This is a genomic window from Micromonospora sp. AP08, from assembly GCF_008085935.1.
Lineage (GTDB): Bacteria > Actinomycetota > Actinomycetes > Mycobacteriales > Micromonosporaceae > Micromonospora > Micromonospora chersina.
This window is the reverse complement of the sequence record NZ_VSEZ01000016.1, coordinates 41,345-66,011: the sequence shown is the minus strand read 5'-3', so window position 1 is coordinate 66,011 and position 24,667 is coordinate 41,345. Positions and strand designations below refer to the sequence as shown.

Sequence of the window (24,667 nt, the reverse complement as noted above, 5' to 3'; positions counted from 1 at the left end):
CCCGGCCTGTCACGATGGGCACCTGACCGGACATGGGATGAACGTGAGCTCCGGGAACGAGCACGAGGACCACTTCGGACGGGTCTACGCCGCCGACTTCGAGCCGCTGCTGGCGTACGCCCTGCGGCGCGTCGCGCACCCCGAGGACGCCGCCGACGTCGTCGCCGAGACCTTCCTCGTCGCCTGGCGGCGAAGACGCGACCTGCCGGCCGACGGCGAAGCCCGGCTCTGGCTGTACGGTGTCGCCCGCCGCGTGCTCGCCAACCACCACCGCGGCGGCGTACGCCGGCAGCGGCTGGGGGAGCGGCTACGCCAACGGATCACCGCGGCGATCGGCGCCGACCCGGGCAGTGAGGTGCCCGAACGGCTCGCCGTCCAGGCCGCGCTGGCCCGGCTCGGCGAGCTGGACCGCGAGGTGCTGCTGCTCACCGTCTGGGAGGGACTCGAACCGCGCGAGGCGGCCGAGGTCCTGCGGGTGAGCCCCGCCGCGGTCCGTACCCGCCTGTCGCGGGCGCGAGCCAGGCTGCGCGAACTCGTCGGTGACGACCTCGGCCCACCCGGACATGTACTCGACGTCGTGACCGCACCCGCCCCGAAGGAGGGCAGATGACCGAGGAGCACCTCGACCGGATGGTCCGAGACGCCGACCCCTACCGACCCGATGTCATCGGGCACCTCGACGGGGCGAAGCAGGCTCTCCTGGAGGAGATCATGTCCGAACCGACGCTCGATCGCGTCGTCGAATCACCACAGCCGCGCTCCCGGCCGAACCGCGGCCTGGTCCGCCGCTTCGCCGGCCCGCTGACCGCGGCCGCGGCGCTCATCGGCGTCCTCGCCGTGGTCACCGTCCACGGCGCGCCTCCGGAGAACCGTCAGGCGGCTCCGACGGAGACGGTCGGGCCGACCAGCGCCGGGCCGACCACGTCGGTCGTGTTCTCGCCCGTGGCGCTGAAGGCCGCCGAGGAGAACCCGCGGCTGCTCGTCGACGAGCCGGGCTGGCAGGTGACCAACGTGTACGGGTTCGCCGAGAAGCAGGGCACCATCGGGTTCCGCAATGGCAAACGGCAGCTGGACATGAACTGGTACCCGGCGGACCAGTACGACGGCTACCACGCGGACCGGCGCCACGTGAGCGACCCGGAGGCGGTGAAGGTGGACGGCTGGCCGGGTGACGTGTTCCGCTACAGCGCCAACGACTTCGCGGTCATGCTCCGGCCACGCGACGGCGTCTTCGTCGAGATTCGCGCCGCTGGCGGCGACCGCACGGAGTTCGACCGGATCCTCGCCCACGTGGTCCGCGTCGACGTGCGTACCTGGTTGGCCGCCCTCCCGCCCGAGATCGTCACTCCGGACCGCGTGGACGAGCAGGCCGCGAAGGTGCTGGCCGACATCCCGCTGCCCCCGGACTTCGACCGGGCCGCGCTGGCCGGCCTCGGCACCAACGACGCCTACCAGTTCGGCGCCCGAGTCACGTCCCGGGTCGGCTGTGGCTGGATCGCCGAATGGCAGCGCGCCAGGCGGGCCGGCGACGACGCCGCCCTCCGGCGGGCCGCCGACGCGCTGCGCAGCAGCCACAACTGGAAGGTGCTGCACCAGATGAACGCCGAGGGCGACTGGCCGGAGGTGTTCTGGGAGACGGCCGACGAGGTCGCCGCCGGCAGCGTACCGCGCGGTTACGAGGGGGCGTTGGGCTGCGAGTGACCGTCCCGGCCACGCCGGCACTCGCCCGGTGAGTGCCGGCGTGGCCCGTAGGGTGGGGCCGTGATCACCTGCGTCGTGCACTACACCATCGACCCCGCGCAGATCGAGGCGTTCGAACGCTTCGCCTGCGAGTGGATGCGCCTGGTGGCCAAGCACGGCGGCGTGCACCACGGCTACTTCCTGCCCGCCGAGGGCGCCAGCGACCGGGCCGAGGCGCTGTTCAGCTTCGAGAGCCTGGCGGCGTACGAGCGTTACCGCGCACGGTTCGGCGAGGACCCGGAGTTCGTCGCGGCCGACCGCATCCGCGACGAGTCGGGTTGTGTGGTGCGTTACGACCGGACCTTCATGCGTCCACTCCTGCCGACCGCCTGAACCGGCCCTGCCCCGACGGGTTCGGCGGGGCAGCTCATTCGTTGGCGGCCCGGGCCTCCGGCTTGATCCAACCGAAGGTGCGCTCCACCGCGCGCTGCCAGTTCTCCCGTTCCTCGGCGCGGATCGCGTCGTCGAGTTCCGGCTCCCAGCGGGCGGCGAGGTGCCAGTTGCTGCGCAGCCCCTCCAGGTCGGCCCAGTAGCCGACCGCGAGCCCGGCGGCGTACGCCGCGCCGAGCGAGACCGTCTCGGCGACCATCGGGCGCACCACGGGGACCCCGAGCACGTCGGCGACGAACTGCATCAGCAGGTTGTTGGCGGTCATCCCGCCGTCCACCCGCAGCGCCGTCAGTTCCAGGCCGGAGTCGGCGTTCATCGCGTCGACCACCTCGCGGGTCTGCCAGCCGGTGGCCTCCAGCACCGCGCGGGCCAGGTGCCCCTTGGTGATGTACGAGGTGAGCCCGACGATCACCCCGCGTGCCTCGCTGCGCCAGTGCGGCGCGAACAGTCCGGAGAAGGCGGGCACGATGTAGCAGCCGCCGTTGTCGTCGACGGTTCGGGCGAGGGTCTCGATCTCCGGGGCGGTGCTGATCAGCTCCAACTGGTCGCGGAACCACTGCACCAGGGAGCCGGTGATCGCGATCGAACCTTCCAGGGCGTAGACGGCCGGCTCGCCGCCGATCTGATAGCCGACGGTGGTGAGCAGCCCGTGGTGGGAGTGCACCGGCTCCGCTCCGGTGTTGAGCAGCAGGAAGCTGCCCGTGCCGTAGGTGCACTTGGCGTCGCCGGGCGCGAAGCAGGTCTGGCCGAACAGGGCGGCCTGCTGGTCGCCGAGCGCGGCGGCGATCCGCACGCCGGGCAGGACGGCGGTGGCCGTGCCGTACACCTCCGACGAGGAGCGGATCTCGGGCAGCATGGCCGCCGGGATGCCGAAGAAGGCGAGCGAGTCGGGGTGCCAGCGCAGCGTGCGCAGGTCCATCAGCATGGTGCGGCTGGCGTTGGTCACGTCGGTCAGGTGCAGGCCGCCGTCCGGACCGCCGGTGAGGTTCCAGATCAGCCAGCTCTCCATCGTCCCGAAGAGCACCTCGCCACGCTCGGCCCGCTCGTACAGCCCGGGGGTGTGGTCCAGCAGCCAGCGCAGCTTCGGGGCGGAGAAGTACGTGGTCAGCGGCAGCCCGCAGCGCTCCCGCAGGTCCTCGGCGCCGGGCGCCTGGGACAGCGTCTCCACCAGCGCGTCGGTGCGGGTGTCCTGCCAGATGATCGCGGGCGCCACCGGGACGCCGGTGCGGCGGTCCCACACCACGGTGGTCTCCCGCTGGTTGGCGATGCCGATCGCGGCGATCTGGTCGGCGCCGATGCCGGCCTCGGCGAGGGCCCGGGGCACCACCTTGCCGACGTTGCGCCAGATCTCCAGCGCGTCGTGTTCCACCCAGCCGGGCCGGGGGAAGTGCTGCTGGTGCTCGCGCTGGGCGACCGACACGAGGTTGCCGCGGCGGTCGAACACGATGCAGCGGGTCGAGGTGGTGCCTTGGTCGATGGAGACGACGTAGCTGTCGGTCATGTCATCGTCCTCTCTGGCGCGGGGGTGGCGGGGCAGGGTGGACGGATCACCAGCGGGCGCCGCCGAGATCGCGGGACACCGCGCGGGCGGCGTCGCGGACGTACGCGACGAGCGTGGGTCGGGGGAGGCCCTTGCCGTCGCAGACCCGGTCGACCGGGCCGGAGAGCCCGATCGCGCCCACGACGAGACCGCCGTAGCCGCGGATGGGCGCGGCGATACCGGCCTCGCCGAGGGTCATCTCCTCGATCTCGGTGCCCCAGCCGTTGTCCCGGATCTCGGACAGGGCCCGGCTGAGGGTCCGGGCGGTGACCAGGGTGCGGCGGGTGTACGGCTCGGGTTCGCCCTGCAGCACCGCGTTGGCGGCGCCGACGTCGTAGGCGAGCAGGACCTTCCCGAGCGCGGTGGCGTGTGGGGGGAGCAGGGACCCGACGTCGAGCGTCTGCAGGGTGTCGTCGGGCCGGAAGACGTGGTGGACCACCAGCACCTTGCCGTCGAGCAGGGTGCCGATGCGGACGGCCTCGCCGCTGCGCGCGGCCAGCGGGTCGGCCCAGTTGATCGAGCGGGAGCGGAGCTCGTTGACGTCGAGGTAGCTGGTGCCCAGGTGCAGCAGGGCCGCGCCGAGTTGGTACTTGCCGGAGGTTTTGTCCTGCTCCACGAAGCCGACGTCCTGGAGGGTGCGGACGATGCCGTGCGCGGTGCCCTTGGGCAGGTCGAGGGAGCGGGCGATCTCTCCGATGCCAAGCCGGCCTGAGCTGCTGGCCAGCAGGCGGAGGATCGCCGCGGCACGCGCGATGGACTGCACCTGACCCGGCATGGGGCGGAATGCTAGCGGTGTTCCGCCGGTCGCAACAGTGTTCGACATTGTCGACCGGGGTTCGTTGACCCGACCTCGCGGCGTTTCCTACGGTTCACCGCACGATGACGCCCGACACCGCAGCGTGATCAACGGCCCTCCGCTCTCCCCCGAGCCAGGGTCGCCACCCCCACCGTTTTCTGGAGGCACCACATGACGCAACGTGTGAAAGTCCCCGGACTCGTCGGCGAGTTGGCCGCCGAGTTCGCCGGCACCGCGATCCTCATCCTGTTCGGCGTGGGCGTGGTCGCCCAGGTCGCCGCGGCGGGAACGGGCGAGTTCGACAGCATCGCCTGGGCCTGGGGCCTGGGCGTCACGCTCGGCGTGTACGTGGCGGGCCGCATCAGCGGCGCCCACCTCAACCCCGCGGTCACCGTCGCCCTGGCGGTCTTCAAGGGCTTCTCCTGGCGCAAGGTGATGCCGTACGCGCTGGCCCAGACCGCCGGCGCGTTCGTCGCCGCCCTGATCATCCGTTGGAACTACAGCGAGGTGCTGTCCCGGTTCGACCCGGGCCTGACGATCAAGAGCCAGGGCGTCTTCTCCACCCTGCCCGGCGCCGGCGTGAGCGAGTGGGGCGCGCTGCGCGACCAGATCATCGGTACCGCCATCCTGCTGTTCCTGGTCCTGGCGGTCACCGACGCCCGCAACTCGCTGCCCGGCGGCAACCTCGCCCCGCTGATCGTCGGCCTGATCGTGGTGGCGATCGGCATGGCCTTCGCCGCCAACGCCGGGTACGCGATCAACCCCGCCCGCGACTTCGGCCCCCGCCTCGCCTCGTTCCTGACCGGGTACGAAACGGCCTTCCAGGACGCCAGCGGCTATCCGTACTTCTGGGTGCCGATCGTCGGGCCGCTCGTCGGCGGCGTGATCGGCGCCGGCCTGTACGAGCTGATCGTCGGCCGCTTCCTGCCCAGCGAGGACGCTCCGGAGCCGGGCACCCTGGCCACCGAGGCCACTCCGGCCGACGCCGAGCTCGCCCGCGTCTGACCCGTCGACCCACATTTCGCCTCCCGGAAGGAGACCCCCGCATGGCTGACTTCGTCGGCGCGGTAGACCAGGGCACCACCAGCACCCGATTCATGATCTTCGACCACGGCGGTAACGAGGTCGGTCGCCACCAGCTCGAACACCAGCAGATTCTGCCGCAGGCCGGCTGGGTCGAGCACAACCCGCTCGAAATCTGGGAACGGACCCAGACGGTCATCCAGACCGCGATGAACTCCCACGGCCTCACCGGCCCCGACCTCGCCGCGCTCGGCATCACCAACCAGCGCGAGACCACCGTGGTGTGGAACCGCCGGACCGGCCGGCCCTACTACAACGCCATCGTCTGGCAGGACACCCGTACCGACCGGATCGCCTCGGCGCTGGAACGTGAGGGCAAGGGCGACGTCATCCGGCGCAAGGCCGGCCTCCCGCCGGCGACGTACTTCTCCGGCGGCAAGATCCAGTGGATTCTCGAGAACGTCGACGGGGTCCGGGAGGCGGCCGAGCGCGGCGAGGCCGTCTTCGGCAACACCGACACCTGGCTGCTGTGGAACCTCACCGGCGGCACCGAGGGCGGCGTGCACGTCACCGACCCCACCAACGCCAGCCGCACCATGCTGATGAACCTGGAGACGCTGGACTGGGACGACGAGCTGCTCTCCTTCTTCGGTATCCCGCGGGCCATGCTGCCCGAGATCCGGCCGTCCTCCGACCCCCGCTCGTACGGCAGCACCATGCCGCACGGCCCGTTCAGCAGCCCGGTCCCGATCACCGGCGACCTGGGTGACCAGCAGGCCGCCACGGTCGGTCAGGTCTGCTTCGCGCCGGGCGAGGCGAAGAACACCTACGGCACCGGCAACTTCATGCTGCTCAACACCGGTACGGACATCGTGCGGTCCAAGGCCGGACTGCTCACCACGGTCTGCTACCAGTTCGGCGACGAGGCGCCGGTGTACGCGCTGGAGGGCTCGATCGCGGTGACCGGGTCGGCGGTGCAGTGGCTGCGCGACCAACTCAAGATCATCAGCACCGCCGCGCAGAGCGAGATCCTGGCCCGGCAGGTGGAGGACAACGGCGGCGTGTACTTCGTGCCCGCGTTCTCCGGCCTGTTCGCCCCGTACTGGCGCTCCGACGCCCGCGGCGCGATCGTCGGCCTGTCCCGGTTCAACACCGACGCCCACATCGCCCGCGCCACCCTGGAGTCGATCTGCTACCAGAGCCGGGACGTCGCCGAGGCCATGGAGCAGGACTCCGGGGTGCACCTGGAGTGCCTGAAGGTCGACGGCGGCGTCACCGTCAACGATCTCTGCATGCAGCTGCAGGCGGACATCCTCGGCGTGCCGGTCAGCCGGCCGGTGGTCGCCGAGACCACCGCGCTCGGCGCGGCCTACGCCGCCGGCCTCGCCGTCGGGTTCTGGAAGAGCACCGACGAGCTGCGCGAGAACTGGAACGAGAGCCGGCGCTGGCAGCCGGCCTGGTCGCCGGAGCAGCGGGAGACCGGCTACGCCCGGTGGAAGAAGGCGGTCCAGCGCACCCTCGACTGGGTCGACGTCGGCTGACGCCGCGCCACCCGTCCCCCACCCAAGGATCCGGGCGGCCGGCGCCCCCCGCCGGCCGCCCCCACCCCTTTCGAAGAAAGAGAAGACGGATGCACTCCGCGACACTGTCTCCGGCCGCCCGCGAGCGGTCCCTGGCCGCGCTCGGGGGCGGCCAGGAACTGGACGTCCTGGTGATCGGCGGCGGCGTCACCGGCGCCGGTTGCGCTCTCGACGCCGTCACCCGCGGCCTGTCGGTCGGGCTCGTCGAGGCCCGCGACTGGGCCAGCGGCACGTCGAGCCGGTCCAGCAAGCTGATCCACGGCGGCCTGCGCTACCTCGAGATGCTCGACTTCGGGCTGGTCCGCGAGGCCCTGCGCGAGCGGGGCCTGCTCCTGCAGCGGCTCGCCCCGCACCTGGTCCGCCCGGTGCCGTTCCTCTACCCGCTGCGCCACCGGGGCTGGGAACGGCTGTACGCGGGAGCCGGCGTGCTGCTCTACGACACGATGAGCCTCTCCGGCAGCCACGCGCGCGGGGTGCCGGCCCACCGGCACCTGACCCGGCGCGGCGCGCTGCGCGCCTGCCCCTCGCTGCGGCCCGAGGCGCTGGTGGGCGCCCTGCAGTACTACGACGCCCAGGTCGACGACGCGCGGCTGGTCACCTTCCTCGTCCGCACCGCCGCCGCGTACGGGGCGCATCCGCTGTCGCGGGCCCGCGTGGTGGGGTTCCTGCGCGAGGGTGCCCGGGTCACCGGAGCGCGGGTGCACGACCTGGAGACCGACCGGGTGTTCGAGGTGCGCGCCCGGCAGGTCATCAACGCCACCGGGGTGTGGACCGACGACAGCCAGGCGCTCGTGGGCGAGCGCGGCCAGGTCCAGGTGCGCGCCTCCAAGGGCATCCACCTCGTGGTGCCGCGCGACCGGATCCGGTCCCGCACCGGCCTGATCCTGCGTACCGAGACCAGCGTGCTGTTCGTGATCCCGTGGGGCCGCCACTGGCTGATCGGGACCACCGACACCGACTGGGACCTGGACAAGGCGCATCCGGCGGCCACCAGCCGGGACATCGACTACCTGCTGGAGCACGTCAACCAGGTGCTGGCCACCCCGCTGACCCGGGACGACGTCGAGGGGGTGTACGCCGGCCTGCGCCCGCTGCTCTCCGGCGAGTCCGACGCGACCGCGAAGCTGTCCCGCGAGCACACCGTGCTCAGCCCCGCGCCCGGACTGGTGATGGTGGCCGGCGGCAAGTACACGACGTACCGGGTGATGGCGCGCGACGCGGTCGATGAGGCCGTGCGCGGCCTCGGCGGCGGGGTCCCCGCCTCGTGCACCGACCGGGTGCCGCTGCACGGCGCGGAGGGCCACGTGGCGCGGTGGAACCAGCGGCGCCGGCTGGCCCAGCAGTTCGGCCTGCACGTGGAGCGCGTGGAGCACCTGTTGCACCGCTACGGCGCCGCCGTGGACGAGGTGCTGGCGCTGCTGCGGGAGGACCCCACGCTCGGCGAGCCGCTCGACGGCGCCGAGGACTACCTGCGGGTGGAGATCACCTACGCGGCCTCCGCCGAGGGGGCGCTGCACCTGGAGGACGTGCTGACCAGGCGCACCCACATCTCGATCGAGAGCTTCGACCGGGGCCTGGCGGCCGCCCGGCCGGCGGCGGAGCTGATGGCCCCGGTCCTCGGTTGGGACGACCAGCGGGTCGACCGCGAGGTGGCGCACTACCTGGCCCGGGTCCGGGCCGAGCGGGCCGCGCACGAGCAGCCCGACGACACGGCGGCCGACGCCGCCCGGTCGGGCGCCCCCGAGGTGGTGCGGGAGGCGGCCCTGGCGGCCTGACCCGGTTCCGGCGGTGTGCCCGGCACACCGCCGGGCCGCCGCCGGCAGGGCGACCGGGGTACGCGGGGAGCCCCGCGTACACGGGCGGGTGTGGTCAGCGCAGCCCGATGGTGACGGTGGCGGTCATGCCGTCAGGGCGACGGTGCAGGCTCAGCGAGTCGACCAGCTGATCCGCCAGCCAGAGGCCCCGGCCACCGGCCTCGTCGCCAGGGGACAACCGGATCGGCGGCGCGCCGGCACCCGCACCCTGATCGTCGACGTCACAGCGCAGGACGTCGCCCTGCCGCCGCAGGAGCAGGTGGCCCACCCCGCCGCCGTGGCGTACCGCGTTGGTGGCCAGCTCGTGGACGGCCAGGACGAAGTTCTCGGCCGGCTCGCCGGTCAGCCCCACCGCCGCGACCCGGGCGGCGACGGCATGCCGCAGCTCCGTGATGGTGGCGGCGGTGAACTCACGGGAGAGAAGCGGGGACCACTCACCCCGCGCGTGTTCGGCCCTCGTCCAGTTGATGTCGGCCGGGGGCCCGAAACCGCCCATAAAAAGAGGCTACCTGCGTTCCGAATATCCGCTCGCGGCGGCCCGGCCCGGCCCGGCCCGCCCGCCGCGTCTCCGTCGGGCTGCCGCGGCGACGCCGCTCCGGTCGGCTGCCCTGGACCGAGCAGGTCGTCGTCACCGTGCCGGACGGTCGGTCCCGGACGGTCGCGGGGGAGGACGGCGAGTCCGGCGGCCACCACGCCGAGGGCGATGGTCGCCGCGGCGCACAGCAGCAGCGTGTGACGGGCACCGATGCCGGTCGTCAGCGGGCCACCGAGCATGGTGCCCAGCGGCACCGCCAGCACGATGACAGCCCCGTTGGCGGCCAGGGCCTGCGGGAGTTTCGCGGTGGTGGTGCTGCGCTGGAACAGCGCCATCGACGTGGACCGGTAGGGAGCCCAGATGAGGCCGGCCAGGGCGAAGGCCGGCAGCGACAGGCCGACGGGCGCGGCCAGGCCGAGCGGCAGCATGGCGACGCCGAACCCGAGGACGATGCCGATGGTGGTGGGCCACAGCCGCCAGCGGTGCAGGTAGCCGGTGGCGACACCACCGAGGAGGGAGCCGGCGCCGAACGCCGTGTAGTACAGCCCGAGGGTCGTCGCGGAGCCGTGCGGGTCCTCGGTGACCAGGACGGGCATGGCCACGTAGAACGGGCCGAAGAGGAGGAAGAAGCCGAAGGTCAGCACCAGCAGGCCGCGCAGGGCCGGGTTGCGGCGGATGATGCCGAAGCCGGCCGTGCGGGACGGAGCATCTCGCGTCGGGTCTGCCCTCCCGTGCTCCGGGACGGCGAGGCGGTAGGTCAGGGCCAGGACGGCGAAGGTGACCGCGTCGAGCGCGATCACCCAGACCGGACCGACCGCACCGATCAGGATGCCCGCCAGCGGAGGACCGACGATGGTGGCGACCTGGCCGAGGATGGCGAGCACCGCGTTGGCCGGCAGGTGATCTCGTTCGGGCAGGATTTCGGCGACCAGGGTGAAGCGCCCGGCGGAACCCCACGAGTGCAGCAGCGAGGACGCGGCGAGCAGGGTCACGTACAGGCCGATGCTGAGCGCCCCGGCAAGATGGGCGGCGGGGATCGCCGCGAGTGCGGCCGCGCGCAAGACCGCGTCCCAGCCGGCGAGCTGGGCCCCGCTCCGGCCGGCCAGGAACCGGCCGAAGATCATGGTTCCGGCGGCGCTGGGCAGGGTGTACGCCGCCACCGCGACCGCTGTCCACATGCCACGCTGAGCCGGGGGCGCCAGCTGTAACGCCAGCCAGGTCACCGCGACCAGCGCCATGCCGTCGCCCAGGGCGGACACCGCCAGCCCGGGCAGGACCCGTCGCAGCAGCGGATGGCTCACCACCGGCCAGTAGGGCGAGGAACGCGGAAAGCGGGGTCTCACGGTATCGGGCGGCATGTGGCCACCCGACACGACGCAGGCCACGTCTCACAACGAAATCGCCTGTGGGCAGAAGGCCGGACCTGCCGGAGCGACCTGGATGTGGTGCCGCAGATCGCGCGATGTCGGCGATGCGACATAGGGCGGGTGTCGACGGCAGGAGCGTCGGATGTGCTTCGTGAAAAAGCGGTTAAATCCGCAGGTAAGAATCCCCGAAAAAGACGAGAAACAGTTTATGGAATCCATCCACAGTTGAGCATCTTTCCTGGTCAAGCCCGAGTAGGGGGAGCCGGGAACCGGCAATGGTCGCACGTTGCACCCAGTGCGGTAAATGGCTGAGTCTGTTTGGTGGCAAGAGCCTGGTGAATGGGATTCACCGCCGCAGAATTCGAGGCGACCGGGGAGATTGTCGCCCCGGCGGCTCTCAGTTCAGGAGGTAAATCCCTATGAGTCAAATGACATCGGGCGGACGCGGGGGTACGGTCATGCGCCGCACCATCGTCGCGTTGGCCGCCGCGATCGTCGCCACCGGCGCGCTCGGATCCCCGGCCGTGGCCGACGCCAAGCCGGTCACCCCGTCGGCCCAGCCGGCGGAGGCCGTGCCGGGCGGGTTCGCCAGCTGGCGTGAGCTGTTCTCCGTACAGGACCGGCTCAACGCCGCCGCCGGCGAGATCACGGCCGCCCGGGGCGACGGCTTCGCCGGCGTGGTCGCCGCGCCGGAGGACCGCAGGCTCACCGTCTACTGGAAGGGCGCCGTGCCCGGCTCCGTCCGTGACCTGGCCAGGCGGCTTTCCGTACCGGTGACGTTCAAGCCGGCCCGGTTCCACCAGCGCGAGATGGTCGCCGAGGCGCAGCGGCTCGCCGCCGACCCGCGGGCCGTCTCGGTGGCCGCCAAGGTCGACGGCAGCGGGCTCGCGGTGACCGTCACCGGCAAGGCGCTCGCGTCGGGCAAGCGCGACGTCCTGCGTACCGCGCGGCTGCCGCTCAGCGTGACCACCGCGTCGAGCCCGACGCTGCTCAACCGGCAGAACGACTTCGCCCCGTACTGGGGTGGGGCGCGGTACTACGCCGGCGGCGGCTGCACCACCGGGTTCGGGGTGTACTGGAACGACGCCCGCCAGATCCTCAGCGCCGGGCACTGCGGGGCGAACGGCCAGGTCGCGTACGACGGTGGCGGCCCCACCAACACCATGGGTCCGATCATCAACGACAACAACCCGCGGGACACCCTGATGATCCGGGTCTCGGCCGGCGGCCGGATCTACACCGGGGCGTACAACGCCGCCACCAGCATCGGGGTGGGCGGCGCCGCTTCGGACTACGTCGGCAACTACGTCTGCACCGGCGGCTCCTCCAGCGGTGAGCACTGCAGCCTGCGGGTCAGCGTGGTGAACCAGTTCGTCAACGTCGGCTACGTGATCGGGCCGGTGACGCAGGCCAACCACATCGTCGCCGGGGGCTGCGCGGCCGCGCCGGGCGACAGCGGCGGGCCGGTGTACTCGTACCGTTCGGACGGGCGGGTCGACGCCCGCGGCACCGTCTCCGCCGGGGTGACCGGCACGGCGGTCTGCCCCGGCGTGAGCCCCAACGGGTCCAGCACCGTCTGGTACGCCCCGCTCCTGCGGCCGGTCGGTGACGCGCAGATCGGGTCCCTGACCTACTACGGCGCCTCGCTCATCCAGGGCTGAGGCGACCGCGGTTCCGAGCAGCGTGGGCCGGTCCGCACGGGACCGGCCCACGCCGCCGTCCGGTGTGGGCCGACCGTGGAGAACCGGTTCCGGCCGGTTCGCGCGGGCGCTGGCAGACTGGGGCGATGCCCCCCGCCCATGCGTCCGCCCCGCCCGTTCCCCGCCGCCGCACCCGGGCGCTCGTCGCGGTGGTCGTCGCGCTCGCGATGGCCGCCGCGCTCGGCGCCTGGTCGCTGCGGGACCGGGTCGTCATCGACGGTGGTACGCCAACCTCCGGCGGCGCGGGCCGGACCGCCGGCGCGGCGGGCGGTGGCACGGACTGCGCCGGCCGGCCGGCCCGGGCGACCCGCGAGTTGCGCGGCATGTGGATCACCACGGTGAACAACATCGACTGGCCGAGCCGCCGGGGGTTGCCGGCCGAGACGGCGCGGGCCGAGTTCCGGGGCTGGCTGGACCTGGCGGTGCGGCGCCACCACAACGCGGTCTTCGTGCACGTCCGGCCGAGCGGCGACGCCCTCTGGCCGTCGGACTACGCGCCGTGGTCGGAGTGGCTGACCGGGAGCCGCGACGGCCGCGACCCGGGCTGGGACCCCATGGAGTTCATGGTCGCCGAGGCGCACGCCCGCAACCTGGAGTTCCACGCCTGGTTCAACCCGTACCGGGGCGGCCAACCGGCCACGGTGGGCGGGCCGGGCCCGCGCGTCGACCAGCTCGCGCCGAACCACCCGCTGCGGCGGCACCCCGACTGGGTGGTGACCTACCCCAGCGCCGACCGGCCCGGCAGCCGCCTCTACTTCAACCCCGGCATCCCGGAGGCCCGCCGGTTCGTCGAGGACGCGATGCTGGAGGCGGTCCAGCGGTACGACGTCGACGGCGTGCACTTCGACGACTTCTTCTACCCGTACCCGGAGGCCGGGCAGGACTTCCCGGACGGCGCGGCGTTCGCCCGCCACGGCCGGGGGTTCGCCGACAAGCACGCCTGGCGCCGGGACAACGTGAACACCCTGGTCCGCGAGATGAGCGAGCGGATCAAGGCGATCAAGCCGTGGGTGAAGTTCGGCATCAGCCCGTTCGGCATCTGGCGCAACAAGCGCACCGACCCGGCCGGCTCGGCCAGCGCGGGCCTGCAGAGCTACGACGACATCTACGCCGACACCCGGCTCTGGGTACGGCAGCAGTGGCTGGACTATGTCGTGCCACAGCTCTACTGGCACATCGGGTTCGGCAAGGCCGACTACGCCAAGCTGCTGCCCTGGTGGGCGGCCACGGTGCGGGGCACCCGGGTGCAGCTCTACATCGGCCAGGCCGACTACCGGGTGGGTGAGCGCGGGGCCTGGCGCGACCCCGGCGAGCTGGACCGCCAGCTCGCCCTGAACCGGCGCCACGGGGTCAGCGGGAGCGTCCACTTCAGCGCCCGGCAGGTGCGCGCCGACAAGCTCGGTGCGGTCAGCCGGTACAGCGACGCGCACTACGCCGCGCCCGCGCTGCTGCCCACGATGGCGCAGCTGCCGGCGGCCCCGCCACCGGCGCCCGCGATCACCGGGGCGCGTAGGGACACCGGCGGGGTGAGGGTCACCTGGCGCGGCGACGACGCCGTGAGCTTCGCCGTCTACCGGGTGGACGGCGACGCGGCCCGGCTCGTCGGCACCACCCGTGGGCGCGACTGGGTGGACCCCGCCGCCCCGGCCGGCGGGCCGCTCACCTACTGCGTCGCCGGCCTGGACCGCAGCGGGAACGAGGGCCGGCTCAGCGCACCGGTGTCCGTCGCCGCCGGGTAGCGGCGTCCGGGCGCACGGTGGGCGGCGGCCCGTCGTCGGGCGGCTGGGGCGGCGAGATCCAGGTGACCAGGACCACCGAGATGATCATGAGAAGGAACCAGGAGGCGAGCTTCGCCGGTGCGACCGGGTGCCAGCCGCCCAGCTGGCTGGGGTAGAGCCAGGCGTTCGACCAGGTCGCGATGTTCTCGGCGAGCCAGATGAGGAAGGCGACGAGGAGGAACGCCAGCAGCAGCGGCATGCGCCACCGGAGCCGGAAGATGCGGAACTGCATGACGCAGCGCCCGAACACGAGCGCGACGGCGGCCATGAGAAGCCAGCGCACGTCGAAGACGTAGTGGTTGGTGAAGAAGTTGGCGTAGATCGCGGCGGCCAGCAGAGCCGTCAGCCAGCGCCTCGGGTAGTGGGTGAAACGCAGGTCGAACAGCCGGTTGACCCGGACCAGGTAGGAGCCGACCGCGGCGTACATGAAGCCGCTGAACAGGGGCACCCCACCGAGCATCAGCAGGCCGTCGGAGGCGTAGGACCAGGAGCCGACCTGCGTCTTGAACAACTCCATGACCGTGCCGACGAGGTGGAACAGCACCACCACCCGCAGCTCGCGCAGCGTCTCCAGGCGCCCGGCCACCATCGCGATCTGGATGGCGACCGCGGCGAGCGTCAGGAAGTCGTTGCGGGCGAAGGCCGGGTCCCTCGGATACCAGAGATGCGCCGCGAAGATGACCGCCAGCATCGCCCCGCCGAAGACGCACGCCCAGGCCTGTTTCAGCCCGAAAACCGCGAACTCGGTCAGCCAGCCGGCCGGCCCGTGCCGGGGCAGCCGGGCCAGGATCGCGCGGAAGCGTGCGTCGATCGCACGTTCGGCCGTGGTCAGGGCGGCTGGTCCGGGCGGGTTGTGCATCACCTGGACGCTATCGCGGGCTCACCCGGGTCGGCCGGGCCGTCCCACGCAGCCCGAGCAGCGCGACCGCGGCGAGCACGATGACGGCGACGGCGTACTCCTCGGCGGTCCGGCGCAGGCCGCCGCCGTGGACCACGAGGAAGCCCGCGATGACGGTGGGCAGGCCGAAGCCGACGTAGGAGACGATGTAGAGCAGGGAGAGCACGCTGGCGCGCTCGTGCGCCTCCACCAGTGGTGTGACGGTCTTGAGGCTGCCCTGGAAGCCTCCTCCGAAGCCGACGCCACCGAACGCGAGGCCGACGAAGAAGCCGGCGATGGAATCGGCGGACACCGACACGAGCGTGATGATCATGCCGAGCACGAGTGCGGTGATGCCGGTGAGCATGACGGTCCGCGCCGCCCGGTCGCGCAGCACGAGGATGGTGACGGACCCGAAGACGGCGAAGATGAAGATGCTCAGGCCCCCGGCCACGATCGAGGAGTTCATGAGGGCGCGGACGAGCGCCGGGCCGAGCGCGCCGAAGAACCCGGCCAGCGCCCAGACGGCGAAGACGACCGGGGCGACGACCAGCATCGGACCGCGTACGGCGCGGGGCAGCCGGATCTCCGGCCGCAGGCTCCGCAGCGCCCCCGCCATCGGCGTGACCGTCTCCGCCATGAGCACGACCCCGACACCCTGGACCAGCAGGACGACGAGCAGGACGAGGTACACCAACCGGGTCGGCGCGGGCAGGTACTGGACGAGCAGCGCGGAGAGCAGGGCGCCGACCCCGGTGCCGATGCCCGGGGAGATCGAGTTGGCGAGCGTGCCGCGGGACCGGTCGACGTCCAGCATGGCGGCGGCCGCCGCGCCGGTGGCGGCACCCGCCGCGATGCCCTGCACGACGCGGGCGGCCACCAGCGTGGGTACGCCACCGGCGAAGACGAAGATGACCAGCGAGATCATCTGGACCGCGATGGCGGCGAGCAGGACCGGCCGCCGGCCGACATGGTCGGAGAGCTTGCCGACCGTGAGCAGGGTGGCCAGCACCGCGACGGAGTAGACGGCGAACACCACCGTGGTGGTGATCGGCGAGAAGTGCCAGCGCCCCTGGTAGATCCCGTACAGCGGGCTGGGGGCCGTCGCCGCGGCGACGAAGGACACGATGATCGAGGCGAGCAGGAGGAGGGCGACGTTCGGCGTGAGGCGCCTCGACGGGACGGTGCTCATCAGACCTGCTCCTCGGTGAGCGCGTGGGACGACCCGGCCGCCCTCCGGTAGACCGGCGCAGCGGAGTACCCCGTCCGGCCCGAGGCAAGCGGCACGGCCCCGGCCCGGCGTGTAGTCACCGTTCCGCCTCGTCCCGCCCCGGCGCGCGGTTAGCCTCCTTGGCATGGCGCGGCAGATCCCCCCGATCGACGTCCAGCGGTGGGTGAACTCGCCCCCGCTGACCCCCGACGCCCTGCACGGCAGGGTGGTCCTGGTGGACATCTGGGAGTACACCTGCATCAACTGGATCCGCACCGCGCCCTACGTGAAGGCATGGCACCGGGACTACGCGGACCTCGGCCTCACCGTCGTCGGGGTGCACGCGCCCGAGTTCGAGTTCGGCCGGCACGCCGAGAACATCGACCGGGCGATCCGCGACCACGGACTCACCTACCCCATCGCGCTCGACAACGACTTCACCTTCTGGCGGGCCCTCGGCAACGACGCCTGGCCGGCGAAGTACCTCTTCGACGCGGACGGGCGGTTCGTGCGGCGGTGGGTCGGGGAGGGCGACTACGAGCGGGTCGAGTCGGAGATCCGGCGGCTGCTGGAGATGACGGCGCCGGGCACCCCGCTGCCTCCGGTCAGCCCCGAGGTGTCGGCGTTCGCCACCACGGGGGAGCCCAGCTACGTCGGCATCACGCCGGAGACCTACCTCGGCGCCGACCGGGGGGTGCCGGGTTCGTTCAGCGTGACCGGTGACTGGCTCAGCGGCGGCGAGTACGTGGAGCTCAACTCCGGGATCGGCGAGCTGGCGCTGCCCTTCAACGCCGGCGAGGTGAACCTGGTGGTCCACCCGGGACACGCCGGGCGGGCCACGCTCCGGGTGCTGCTCGACGGGGAGCCGATCGGCGCGGAGCGGGGCGCCGCGGTGGGCCCGGACTCGGTGGCGCCGGTCGACCGGGCCGCCATGATCAGGCTGGTCGCCGGCGCGTCCCGCGACGACCACCTGCTCACCCTGGTCACCGACCAGCCCGGCTTCCGGGCGTACGTCTTCACGTTCGGGCCGTGACGCGGTCTCAGCGGGACACCTCGACGGCCGCGGCGCCCACCACGGCCCGCTCACCCTCCTGCTGCACGTAGCCGACCACCGACGCCTGCCGGGGATCCAGGTCGGGCGGCACCGTGAGGTCCACCCGCCCCTCGTCGGCGTCGATGGCGTCAAGGCCCACCGAGGTGAAGGCCCGCACGACGTTGTCCTGCCGCAGCCGGCGCCCGGCGTTCTCGCCCCGGGGGACGTCGTTCTCCAGGCCGCGTTCCACGACGGCCACGTGCAAAATGCCCCGCGCCGGCGGATGCTGCGCCCGGTAGTCCACCGTCACGTGCCCACCGCCCGCGTCCCCGACCGACAGGGCGAGCGGCGTGACGGCCGGCGCCGACAGCGCGGAGGAGATGACCTCGGCCGCCCGCCGGCGGTCGGAGCCGACGAACTCGGCGGTCCCGTTGACGACCATCTGCGGCGTGTAGAGGTGTCCGGTGCCGAAGGCCCGCGCGTAGGCCTCCTGCCGCGCGGTGTACGCCGCGGCGGCGTAGGGGTCGGGCCAGCCCAGGTGGTCCCAGTAGTCGACGTGGAAGCCGAGGGCGAACACCGGTTCGCCCCGGTTCCGGGCGTCCCGCTCGATTTCGGTCAGCACCTCCTCGGCGGGCGGGCAGCTCTCGCAGCCCTGCGAGGTGAACATCTCCACGACGGCGAAGCCGCCGTCGCCCGCCTGCGGCGGCGGTCCCGTGGGCGAGAGGTCCGTCATGGCTGGCTCCTGCCTCCGTCGGTGCTGCTGGCGGCACTCCGATTCCCGTTGCGGCCGGGACCATGCACCGACGGACCCCGGCGCGTCAGGCCGGCACCCGGTCCAGCGCCGCCAGGAAGTCGTCGACCAGGTCGGCGGTGTCCTCGATGCCGGTGGAGACGCGGACCAGCCCGTCGCCGATGCCGGCGGCGGCCAGCTGCGCCGCGTCCACGATCCCCGCCCACATCGACCTTGGGTGCACCACCAGTGTGCTGACGCTGCCCAGGCTGGCCGCCCGCTTGGCCAGCGTCAGCCCGGCCAGCAGCCCGGCGGCCCCCGCCCGCCCGGCCGTGAGCTCGACGCCCAGCACCCCGCCGAAACCGGTCATCTGCCGGCGCGCGAGGGCGCCGCGCGTGCGGCGCCCGGCGCGGCAGGAAAGGATGGGTCCATGACCGACCCTGTGCCGTCCACCCTCCCCACGCGCGTCGTCGTCACGGGCGCCGCCGGAAAGCTCGGTCGCGCCGTGGTCGCGCACCTGCGCGGGGTGGGCGTCGACGTGCTCGCGGTGGACCGCGCCGGCGGGCGCGACCCGCGCGACGTCGACGGCGAGTTCCTCCTGGTCGACCTCACCGACTACGGGCAGGTGGTGGAGGCGTTCACCGGCGGCGCCGACGAGCACGCCGACGGCGTCGGCGCGGTGGTGCACCTGGCGGCGGTGCCGGCGCCCGGGCTGCTGCCCAACGCCGTGACCTTCGCCAACAACTCGGCCGCCACGTACAACGTCTTCGCGGCGGCCCGGGCGGCCGGCATCAAGCGGGTGGTCTGGGCGTCCAGCGAGACGGTGCTGGGGCTGCCGTTCGACACCCCGCCGCCGTACGCGCCGGTCGACGAGGAGTACCCGCCGCGGCCCGAGTCGACCTACTCGCTCAACAAGGCCCTCGAGGAGGAGATGGCGCGGCACTTCTGCCGCTGGGACCCGGAGTTGGTCATGGTCGGCCTGCGCTTCTCCAACGTGATGGACGTCGAGGACTACGCGGGGTTCCCCTCCTTCCAGGCCGACCCGGAGCTGCGCCGCTGGAACCTCTGGGGCTACATCGACGCCCGCGACGGCGCCCAGGCCGTCGAGCGGGCGCTCGCCCACGACCGGCCCGGCGCCGACGTCTTCATCATCGCCAACGCCGACACCGTGATGAACAGGTCCAGCGCCGACCTGATGGCCGAGGTCTACCCGGGCGTCGAGGTCCGCGGGAAACTCGGCGAGCACGAGACGCTGCTCAGCATCGACAAGGCCCGCCGGGTGCTGGGCTACGAGCCGCGGCACTCCTGGCGCGACCACGTCGACCCGGCCGGTTGATCCGCCGATCAGGTGGGCGGGGGTCCGCTGAGCAGGGCCCCGCCATCCGATCGGGGGAGCGGGTCTGGATCCGTTGGGGGCGCCGCCCGCCGGTGCGGCCGGAATTGATGCCGTGCGGTGGAATCCCGGTGCGGCGCGGTACCGCGAAAAGACCTTGCCTTCTACCGTGACGTCCGGCACGCGGGCGGGTGGACGTTGCCGGGAACCGACCCGGTGGTGCCGTCTCGGGCGTTCACAGGGAGTTGACTGGATGCAGGTCTGGAGTCGCACCGTCGCGGGTCTGGTCGCCGGGGCCGTCGTGGTGATGGGCGTACCGGCGGTCGCGGGCACCGTGGCGACCAAGCTCACCGCCACGGACGCCGGCGCCACCGTGCGGACCGGCGCCGAGGCGATGAGCAGCGGCAGCGCGCTCGGCGCGGCGCGCACGGTCGCCACCGCGGCGCAGGTCGTGCCGGGGGACACCCGGCTGGTGCCGAGCGTGCCGCGCACCGACACGCCGCGGATCACCAACGGCGAGATCAAGGACCTGGAGGTGATCGGCAACCGGGTCTTCATCGCCGGCACCTTCACCTCGATCGCCAACGTCGGCGGGACCACCATCGCGCAGAAGTCGCTGGCCTCGTACAACCTGGACACCGGGAAGGTCGACACCGGCTTCAAGCCGACCTTCGACGGTTCGGTCGAGGCCGTCGAGGCGTCGCCCGACGGGTTGTCGCTCTACGTGGCGGGCTCCTTCAACACGGTCGGTGGCGTCGCGAAGCGGAAGATCGTGAAGCTCAACCCGACCACCGGCGCGCCGATCGCGGCGTTCACGGCGACCGCGAACGCCCGCGCCACCGCGCTGGCCGTGAGCCCCACGGCGGTCTACGTGGGCGGCCAGTTCAGCACCGTGAACGGGGTGAGCCGCCCCGGCCTGGTCGCGCTCAACCCGACGACCGGCGCCGTGGACGCCGGCTTCAACCTGCCGCTCACCGGCGGCATCGGCGTCGGCGGCATGCTCACCGTGCAGCAGCTCAAGCTGACCCACGACCGGAGCAAGCTGCTCGTCGTCCACACCGGTCGGCAGATCGCCGGCCAGGACCGCTACGGCGTCGCGCTGATCAGCACCGCCACGAAGGCGCTGCTGCCGTGGCGTACCCGGCTGTGGGAGGACAACCTCTCCTTCGTCGGCGGCATCCAGCGGGTGTTCGCCGGTGACATCGCGCCGGACGACTCCTACTTCGTCGTCACCAGCGGCTCGGGCGGCGACCGGCCGCCGATCAACGACACCGCGATCGCGTACCCGCTCACCGGCGCCGACAACGTCCAGCCGCTCTGGGTGTCCCGGCACTTCGACAGCGTCTACTCGGTCGCCATCACCGCCACCGCCGTGTACGTCGGCGGCCACTTCAGCTGGCAGGAGTCGCCGACCTCCAACGTCCCGTGGCCCGGGCTGGACAACGTCGGGTACGGCACCGGCCAGGGCCTGAGCGGCTACGGCCTCGGCGACCAGGTGGTCCGCCGCGACCACCTCGGCGCGCTCGACCCGAAGACGGGCACCGCGCTGGAGTGGAACCCCGGCTCCAACTCGTACGAGGGCGAGAAGGCCATGCTCGCCACCTCGCGCGGCCTCCTCGTCGGCGGCGACGGCAACGTCAAGGGCGGCAAGACCGTCGGCCGGGTCGGCTTCTTCGACCAGTCCAGGGCGCCGGCGCCGTCCGCGGTCGACACCACCATCGCCACGCCCATCGAGGGCGCCGTGAAGCCGGCCAACGAGTCGTTCACGCTCGGCGGCCAGGCGCTGACGCCGGCCGGGGTCAGCCGGGTCCAGATCGAGATCCAGAACCGCAACACGAGCCAGTTCCTTCAGGACGACCTGAAGACGTGGGGCGCCGCCAACAGCATCAACGCCACGGTCGCCGCCCCGAACACGGCCTCGACCACGTGGACGCTCCCGGTGTCGCTGCCGTCCGGCGTCTACCAGATCCAGGCGAAGACGTTCGGCCGTGACGGCGTCGGCGACGCCACGAAGGCCGTCAAGAAGATCGAGGCGTTCCGCTTCGACGACCTGCCGCCGTCGACCCGGATCGACTCCCCGACCGCCGGGCTGCTCGCCACGAAGAGCTTCGTGGCCACCGGCACCGCGACCGACGACAAGGGCGTCAGCTCGCTGATCTACTCGTTCCGCACCCCCGACAACCGCTACCTCCAGGACGACGGGACGGTCGCCGCGGTCTACAACACCTTCCGCGGCGAGCCGGACGTGATCGGCGCGCTGTCGACCACCTGGCAGTTCGAGGTGGCCCTGCCCATCGAGGGCCAGTGGAAGATGACCGCCACCGCGGTCGACACCACCGGCCAGAGCGACCTGCGCGGCGACACCCGGGACTGGACCGTCTCGTCGACCGGCGTCCCGCCGACGGTGGCCATCAGCGCTCCCGTGCCGATGACCCCGCCCACCGCGGCCGCACCGGTCACCGTCGCGCCCGGCGCCGCGATCACCTTCGCGGGCACCGCCAACGACGACGACGCAGTGAAGTCGGTCGAGATCTACCTGCGCAACACCACCACGCGGGAGGCGCTGGCCGCCGACGGCACGTGGGGCGCCGACTCGGTCGCGGCCTACTACCGGATCTCGCCGACCAACCTGAGCGCCGCGTCGTACAACTGGTCCTACACCACGGTGCCGCTCACCCCGGGTGTCTACGACTTCCGGGTACGGGCCACCGACAGCCTGGGCCTCACCACGTCGGGCACCAACTCGGGCCGGCTCAGCGTCACCGCGCAGGTGCCCGGCGACGCGTTCCCGGACGGCCGGCTGAGCTTCACCGGGGTGGAGCAGAACGTCGACCAGCTGCACCTGAACCTGGCCGGCACGGCGACCGACGACAAGGGCGTGCAGAGCGTCCGGGTCGCGCTGCGCGACCTGGACACCGGCCGGTACGTGCAGCCGAACGGCACCATGGCCGCCGCCTTCGCCACGGTGAACGCCACGCTGGCCGCGCCGGGCGCGACGAGCACCGCCTTCAACCTGTCGATCGACCTGCCCACCAAGGGCGAGTACAGCGTCGAGGCGTGGGCCGTCGACACGGCGGGCCAGCAGGACGGCTCCACCTCCGGCGCCACCGCCCGGTACCTGGTCTACCCGGGTGACCTCGACCCGCGGCTGGAGCCGAGCATCACCCCGGTCGAGGGCGAGGCCTACACCGGCGGCCGGATCGTGGTCACCGGCCGGGCCGTCGACGACGTCGGGATGCTCCGCGTGGACATCCAGATCTCCAACGCCGCGGGCCAGGGGATGAACGCCGCCGGCACCTTCAGCACGCCGAGCACCCCCGGCAACTTCCCGTGGATCGCGTCGTTCCTGACCAGCCCGGGCTCCCCGGGGTCGAACTTCGCGTACACCTCGCCGGTGATCCCGGCGGGCACGTACACCGTGACGATCCGCGGGGTGGACAACTACGGGCAGCTCCAGCAGCCGCCGCGGACCGTCTCGGTGACCGTCAGCTGAGCCGCCCGGCCGCGGACCGGTCGGGGTCGGGGAAGCGCTTCAGTCCCGACGCCGGACCGGTCCGCGGCCGTCCGCCCGGGCTGCCTCCGTCAGCTGCCCGATCAGGTCCGTCTTGCCCTCGGTGTACGCCTCCCGGTCGTTCGGGTGGCGGGCGGCCAGGTCCCGCTTCAGCGCTTCGTAGTCGGCGCGCGCGTCGGGACGCGCGCGAAGGTGGTCCCGGAACGCCAGGACGTCGAGGTAGCGCGGTGAGCCCGTCGGCACCAGGTGCAGGTGGTGGGTGCGGTTGCTGGGGCGCGGCTTGCAGAACCAGTGCATGACCTCGGCGCGGTAGGGCCAGTAGCAGTACGCCAAGGGCTTCAACCGCTCGATGCAGGGACGCGACGACTCGAGGTCCGCGACGCCGACCATGATGTCGATGACCGGTTTGGCGGCGAGCCCGGGCACGGCGGTGCTGCCGACGTGGTGGATGCCGCCGGTGATCCAGGGACCGATGGTCCGGCTGATCAGGGCGGCCTCCTCGGCGAAGAGTTCGGGCCATCGGTCGTCGTAGGGCTCGATGCGCACAGGCGGGTTGTCGTCGCTCGAATCGCTGGCACTGATCTCCGACATGCCCTCACTCTGGCAGCGGCACCGCCCCACCGCAGCCCCGGGCGGTGCCGACGCCGGCTCAGCGCGGGGCGATGAGGCACATGCCGCCGGTCGTGGGCCGATCCATCGTGGTCAGCGCGTCCGGCACCTCGTCGAGGCCGACGGTGCGGGTGATCAGCTCGCCGGGGCGTAGCACCCCGGCGGTGACCAGCCGGAGCAGCTCCGGGTAGGCGTGCGCGGCCATGCCGTGGCTGCCGCGCAGCTCCAGCTCGTACGCGATGACCAGGTCCATGGGCAGCGCCGGACGGCCCTGCGCGGCCGGGAGGAGGCCGACCTGCACGTGGCGGCCGCGTCGCCGCAGGCTCTCGACGGACGCCGCGCAGGTGGCGTGACTGCCCAGCGCGTCGAGGGACAGGTGGGCGCCGCCGCCGGTCGCCTCCCGGACGGCCGCGGCCACCGCGCCGGGGCCGGTGAGCGCGCCGCCGTCCAGGCAGACCGCCGCGCCGGAGCGCCGGGCGAGGTCCAGCGCGCCGGGGGAGATGTCGACGGCCACCACCCGCGCGCCGCAGGCCGCCGCGATCATGACGGCCGACAGGCCCACGCCGCCGCAGCCGTGCACGGCCACCCACTCGCCCGCGGCCACCCGTCCCTGGCTCACCACGGCACGGAACGCCGTGGCGAAGCGGCAGCCGAGCGCCGCCGCGGTCGGGAAGTCCAGCTCGTCGGGGAGCCGGATCAGGTTGACGTCGGCCTGGCGCACCACCACGTACTCGGCGAACGAGCCCCAGTGGGTGAAGCCGGGCTGCGTCTGCCGTTCGCAGACCTGCTGGTCGCCGGCCAGGCAGGCGGGGCACCGCCCGCAGGCGCAGACGAAGGGCGCGGTGACCCGGTCGCCGGGCCGCCAGCCGCGGACGCCCGCGCCGACCGCCGCCACGACACCGGCGAACTCGTGCCCGGGGACGTGCGGCGGGCGGATGTCGGGGTCGTGCCCCTGCCAACCGTGCCAGTCGCTGCGGCACAACCCGGTCGCCTCCACCCGGATGACGGCGCCGTCGGCCGGCGCCACCGGATCCGGGACGTCGCGGACCTCGGGCCGGGCACCGAACTTGTCGAAGATCACTGCACGCATGCCCCGCATCC

General features: G+C 72.8%; 21 protein-coding genes. 11 read left to right on the top strand and 10 right to left on the bottom strand.

Going from position 1 to position 24,667, the window contains the following annotated elements; all coding sequences use genetic code 11:
* Positions 1–37: 37 nt before the first annotated feature.
* From FXF50_RS23690 to FXF50_RS23680, 3 genes are read left to right on the top strand one after another with little or no spacing between them, the layout of a single operon-like run.
* Positions 38–610 carry an RNA polymerase sigma factor gene (locus FXF50_RS23690; protein WP_148431073.1) on the top strand — a complete coding sequence of 191 codons (573 nt, stop codon included), beginning with the start codon at positions 38–40 and terminating at the stop codon, positions 608–610.
* Positions 607–1,701, top strand: coding sequence for a hypothetical protein (locus tag FXF50_RS23685; protein WP_148431072.1), 1,095 nt, complete (start codon positions 607–609; stop codon positions 1,699–1,701). The genes FXF50_RS23690 and FXF50_RS23685 overlap by 4 nt, the downstream gene beginning before the upstream one ends.
* A 60-nt stretch (positions 1,702–1,761) precedes the next feature.
* A complete protein-coding gene (locus tag FXF50_RS23680; RefSeq protein ID WP_148431071.1) occupies positions 1,762–2,073 on the top strand; it encodes an NIPSNAP family protein in 312 nt (103 codons plus the stop codon).
* A 34-nt stretch (positions 2,074–2,107) separates the two neighbouring features.
* On the opposite strand, the gene glpK (FXF50_RS23675) is transcribed toward FXF50_RS23680, so the two are convergent.
* Together glpK (FXF50_RS23675) and FXF50_RS23670 are read right to left on the bottom strand one after the other, a co-directional pair.
* A complete protein-coding gene (gene glpK / locus FXF50_RS23675) occupies positions 2,108–3,631 on the bottom strand; it encodes a glycerol kinase GlpK (protein ID WP_148431070.1) in 1,524 nt (507 codons plus the stop codon).
* Between the two features lie 46 nt (positions 3,632–3,677).
* Positions 3,678–4,445 (bottom strand): IclR family transcriptional regulator, encoded by a 768-nt coding sequence (locus tag FXF50_RS23670; RefSeq protein ID WP_148431069.1) that lies wholly within the window; start codon positions 4,443–4,445, stop codon positions 3,678–3,680.
* A 192-nt stretch (positions 4,446–4,637) separates the two neighbouring features.
* Here FXF50_RS23670 and FXF50_RS23665 point away from each other — a divergent pair, with 192 nt between their 5' ends.
* The 3 genes from FXF50_RS23665 to FXF50_RS23655 all read left to right on the top strand — a co-directional run bounded on the left by FXF50_RS23665 (position 4,638) and on the right by FXF50_RS23655 (position 8,844).
* Positions 4,638–5,471, top strand: coding sequence for an MIP/aquaporin family protein (locus FXF50_RS23665; RefSeq protein WP_148431068.1), 834 nt, complete (start codon positions 4,638–4,640; stop codon positions 5,469–5,471).
* Positions 5,472–5,512: 41 nt separating this feature from the next.
* Positions 5,513–7,030, top strand: coding sequence for a glycerol kinase GlpK (gene glpK / locus FXF50_RS23660; RefSeq protein ID WP_148431067.1), 1,518 nt, complete (start codon positions 5,513–5,515; stop codon positions 7,028–7,030).
* An 89-nt stretch (positions 7,031–7,119) separates the two neighbouring features.
* Entirely contained in the window at positions 7,120–8,844 is a 1,725-nt protein-coding gene (locus tag FXF50_RS23655; protein ID WP_148431066.1) for a glycerol-3-phosphate dehydrogenase/oxidase, read from the top strand.
* A gap of 94 nt (positions 8,845–8,938) precedes the next feature.
* On the opposite strand, the gene FXF50_RS23650 is transcribed toward FXF50_RS23655, so the two are convergent.
* Both FXF50_RS23650 and FXF50_RS23645 read right to left on the bottom strand, forming a co-directional pair.
* Positions 8,939–9,235: an ATP-binding protein gene (locus FXF50_RS23650; RefSeq protein ID WP_187399793.1), complete on the bottom strand. Its 297-nt coding sequence runs from the start codon at positions 9,233–9,235 to the stop codon at positions 8,939–8,941.
* Positions 9,226–10,719 carry an MFS transporter gene (locus FXF50_RS23645; protein ID WP_255510165.1) on the bottom strand — a complete coding sequence of 498 codons (1,494 nt, stop codon included), beginning with the start codon at positions 10,717–10,719 and terminating at the stop codon, positions 9,226–9,228. The genes FXF50_RS23650 and FXF50_RS23645 overlap by 10 nt, the downstream gene beginning before the upstream one ends.
* Before the next feature lie 524 nt (positions 10,720–11,243).
* Between FXF50_RS23645 and FXF50_RS23640 the strand changes: the two genes are divergently transcribed.
* Both FXF50_RS23640 and FXF50_RS23635 read left to right on the top strand, forming a co-directional pair.
* Positions 11,244–12,446, top strand: a complete 1,203-nt coding sequence (locus FXF50_RS23640; RefSeq protein WP_148431063.1) for a S1 family peptidase — start codon at positions 11,244–11,246, stop codon at positions 12,444–12,446.
* Between the two features lie 125 nt (positions 12,447–12,571).
* Positions 12,572–14,224 carry a glycoside hydrolase family 10 protein gene (locus FXF50_RS23635; RefSeq protein ID WP_255510164.1) on the top strand — a complete coding sequence of 551 codons (1,653 nt, stop codon included), beginning with the start codon at positions 12,572–12,574 and terminating at the stop codon, positions 14,222–14,224.
* Here FXF50_RS23635 and FXF50_RS23630 read toward each other — a convergent pair.
* Together FXF50_RS23630 and FXF50_RS23625 are read right to left on the bottom strand one after the other, a co-directional pair.
* Entirely contained in the window at positions 14,193–15,122 is a 930-nt protein-coding gene (locus FXF50_RS23630) for a DUF817 domain-containing protein (RefSeq protein ID WP_148431062.1), read from the bottom strand. The genes FXF50_RS23635 and FXF50_RS23630 overlap by 32 nt on opposite strands.
* A 10-nt stretch (positions 15,123–15,132) precedes the next feature.
* Positions 15,133–16,332: an MFS transporter gene (locus FXF50_RS23625; RefSeq protein WP_148431061.1), complete on the bottom strand. Its 1,200-nt coding sequence runs from the start codon at positions 16,330–16,332 to the stop codon at positions 15,133–15,135.
* Positions 16,333–16,495: 163 nt separating this feature from the next.
* On the opposite strand from FXF50_RS23625, the gene FXF50_RS23620 reads away from it, so the two are divergent.
* Positions 16,496–17,383, top strand: coding sequence for a redoxin family protein (locus tag FXF50_RS23620; RefSeq protein WP_148431060.1), 888 nt, complete (start codon positions 16,496–16,498; stop codon positions 17,381–17,383).
* 7 nt (positions 17,384–17,390) lie between these two features.
* On the opposite strand, the gene FXF50_RS23615 is transcribed toward FXF50_RS23620, so the two are convergent.
* Together FXF50_RS23615 and FXF50_RS23610 are read right to left on the bottom strand one after the other, a co-directional pair.
* Positions 17,391–18,116, bottom strand: a complete 726-nt coding sequence (locus FXF50_RS23615; RefSeq protein WP_148431059.1) for a thioredoxin family protein — start codon at positions 18,114–18,116, stop codon at positions 17,391–17,393.
* Between the two features lie 85 nt (positions 18,117–18,201).
* Positions 18,202–18,630, bottom strand: coding sequence for a PLP-dependent transferase (locus tag FXF50_RS23610; protein WP_255510163.1), 429 nt, complete (start codon positions 18,628–18,630; stop codon positions 18,202–18,204).
* On the opposite strand from FXF50_RS23610, the gene FXF50_RS23605 reads away from it, so the two are divergent.
* Both FXF50_RS23605 and FXF50_RS23600 read left to right on the top strand, forming a co-directional pair.
* On the top strand, positions 18,544–19,449 hold the full coding sequence (locus FXF50_RS23605) for an NAD(P)-dependent oxidoreductase (RefSeq protein WP_148431057.1): 906 nt from the start codon (positions 18,544–18,546) through the stop codon (positions 19,447–19,449). The two genes, FXF50_RS23610 and FXF50_RS23605, sit on opposite strands and share 87 nt — an antisense overlap.
* A 250-nt stretch (positions 19,450–19,699) precedes the next feature.
* Positions 19,700–22,939: a hypothetical protein gene (locus FXF50_RS23600; protein ID WP_148431056.1), complete on the top strand. Its 3,240-nt coding sequence runs from the start codon at positions 19,700–19,702 to the stop codon at positions 22,937–22,939.
* Between the two features lie 39 nt (positions 22,940–22,978).
* Here the strand turns inward: FXF50_RS23600 and FXF50_RS23595 are convergent, their stop codons facing one another.
* Positions 22,979–23,548 carry a GrpB family protein gene (locus FXF50_RS23595; RefSeq protein ID WP_148431055.1) on the bottom strand — a complete coding sequence of 190 codons (570 nt, stop codon included), beginning with the start codon at positions 23,546–23,548 and terminating at the stop codon, positions 22,979–22,981.
* Between the two features lie 58 nt (positions 23,549–23,606).
* Positions 23,607–24,656 carry a zinc-dependent alcohol dehydrogenase family protein gene (locus FXF50_RS23590; protein WP_148431054.1) on the bottom strand — a complete coding sequence of 350 codons (1,050 nt, stop codon included), beginning with the start codon at positions 24,654–24,656 and terminating at the stop codon, positions 23,607–23,609.
* Positions 24,657–24,667 lie beyond the last annotated feature (11 nt).